Raw genomic sequence first — 2123 nt, 5'->3', positions numbered from 1 at the left:
GTAACGAAGTGAAGTCAAAAAAGTTTGAGCTTTAGCGAAAACCGAGGGCAATTTTCATGAAAAATTGGGCTTTTAATGTTTTTAAATGCTTTTAAATGCTTTTAGCCATACTGAAATGCAAGTATAGCAAGGCATACAGAGGACATAAGACGAGATTTACCTACCAATAAGACGAGATTTACCTACCAATAAGACGAGATTTACCTACCAATAAGACGAGATTTACCTACCATAAGACGAGATGTTATGATAAATTCGTTTTAACGAAAAAATTTTAATTCACGTCTTATGAGTAAATTAGTAGTGAAAGACAATGCCCTAATGAACGCTAGTTACAACTTGGATCTCGTTGAACAGCGCTTAATCTTGTTGGCGATTGTTGAAGCAAGAGAGTCAGGAAAGGGAATTAATGCCAATGACCCTTTAACCGTCCATGCAGAGAGTTATATCAATCAATTTGGCGTAGCTAGACAAACAGCCTACCAAGCCCTCAAAGATGCTTGTGATGATCTATTTGCACGTCAATTCAGTTACCAGGAAATCAATGAACGAGGAAATACCGAAAACGTCCGTTCACGTTGGGTTAGTGAAGTTCGCTATGTGGATGCAGAAGCTACAGTGAAGTTAATCTTCGCTCCTATCGTCATCCCTTTAATTACAAGGCTTGAGGAACGTTTTACTCAGTATGAAATGAAACAGATAAGCGAGCTTTCAACAGGTTATGCAATTCGTTTGTATGAGTTACTGATCTGCTGGAGAACCACAGGGAAAACACCAATCATAGAATTGGCTGACTTTCGGCAAAAAATGGGTGTTCTCGATGCTGAATATCAACGCATGTATGATTTAAAAAAATACGTTTTAGAGCCGTCTCTCAAACAAATCAACGAGCATACAGACATCACAGCGAGCTACGAACAGCACAAAAAAGGGCGGACAATCACAGGATTTTCATTCAAGTTTAAACAGAAGAAAAAAACAGGGACAGAAACGCCAAAAAACAGCGATTTTAGCGATTCTAAGCAAAAACCCGTAGAAATCCCTGATGAAGTCGTAAAACAGCCTAAAAACGCAAATATGGACGTTTTAGAACACCGTAAAAGCAAAATTACAGGGTTAATCATGTCGAATGGCTTAGCAGATCGGTTTAAACGTGGTGATGAGTCAGTCATGGATATGATGAAACGCATCAAAGAAGAAATTACAACTGATGCAACAGCCGACCAATGGCAATCAAAATTAGAAGAATTTGGCGTTGTTTTTTAGGAGTTGAGCAATGAATCAAGCTGAAAAAGAATTAAGACAACAGCAATTTGATGGTTTCAAAGCCAATTATGAATATTACGATTTAACGCCATCAAAAGAAAAAATACAGGCGTTTGAACGTTATGTTTCAGGTGAAATTGATGCTGAACAGTTGCAAAGAATTTTCCATAATTTAAGCGGTTCAACTGAAAATTTTATAATGTTACCTATGGATTGGTTTTGCTGATTAAGCCGTTTAGTCATGACTAATAATTTTATATTGAGTTTGAGCTAAGGGAGCTAAGGGAGCTAAGGGAGCTAAGGCAGGATAGGAAAACGCATGGCGTTTTGTGATTTTGTATGACAAAGTTTTTTAGTCATGACTAAAAGATCAGAAGTAAAAATAAAAATAAGCCTATGGCAGGATAGGAAATCGTTTAACGAATTTTTATTTTGTATGACAAATCCCAAAGGGCGCACTTTCCCAAACTATCGTTTGAGTGCGTTTTTCTATCGAAAAAGTAAAAAGACAAAGAAAATTTTCTTTGTCTTTTTTTTGGTTTTTCAAAGAAAGTTATTAGCGAGTGTCTACGAGCGACACAATGAAAGTTCGATTATTCCCCCCTCTGAAAAACTGCTTTTTTAGCATCTGATTTCATGAAAACTTTAACTATCGTGTGCTTTTGCTTTTGAAAAGACACGAGCGAAGCGAGTGCCATTTTTGCCTTTGCTTTTGCTTTTTGGGGTTTGGGGCTTGCCCCAACAAGGCACAGAGTAGGAATTTTGAACGGTAGTGAAAAAGTACCCTCTGTGTGTCCTTGCTCAATGCTTTTAAAATCTTTGGTTTTTCTCCGTCATTTGCAAAAATTGCCCCTGAC

Annotated in this window: 2 protein-coding genes; both read left to right on the top strand. The window is 37.4% G+C overall.

The genetic code is table 11. The annotated features are described in order from the left end of the window. Positions 1-288: 288 nt before the first annotated feature. Complete coding sequence (gene repM / locus C9E88_RS17480) at positions 289-1266, top strand: replication initiation protein RepM (protein WP_066244015.1); 978 nt, start codon at positions 289-291, stop codon at positions 1264-1266. Between the two features lie 10 nt (positions 1267-1276). After that, positions 1277-1492, top strand: a complete 216-nt coding sequence (locus C9E88_RS17475; protein ID WP_066244013.1) for an antitoxin VbhA family protein — start codon at positions 1277-1279, stop codon at positions 1490-1492. The last annotated feature ends 631 nt before the right edge of the window (positions 1493-2123 follow it).

The sequence above is a fragment of the Acinetobacter cumulans genome (genome assembly GCF_003024525.3).
GTDB classification, from domain to species: Bacteria; Pseudomonadota; Gammaproteobacteria; order Pseudomonadales; family Moraxellaceae; genus Acinetobacter; species Acinetobacter cumulans.
This window is presented reverse-complemented; position numbering and strand designations above follow the sequence as displayed.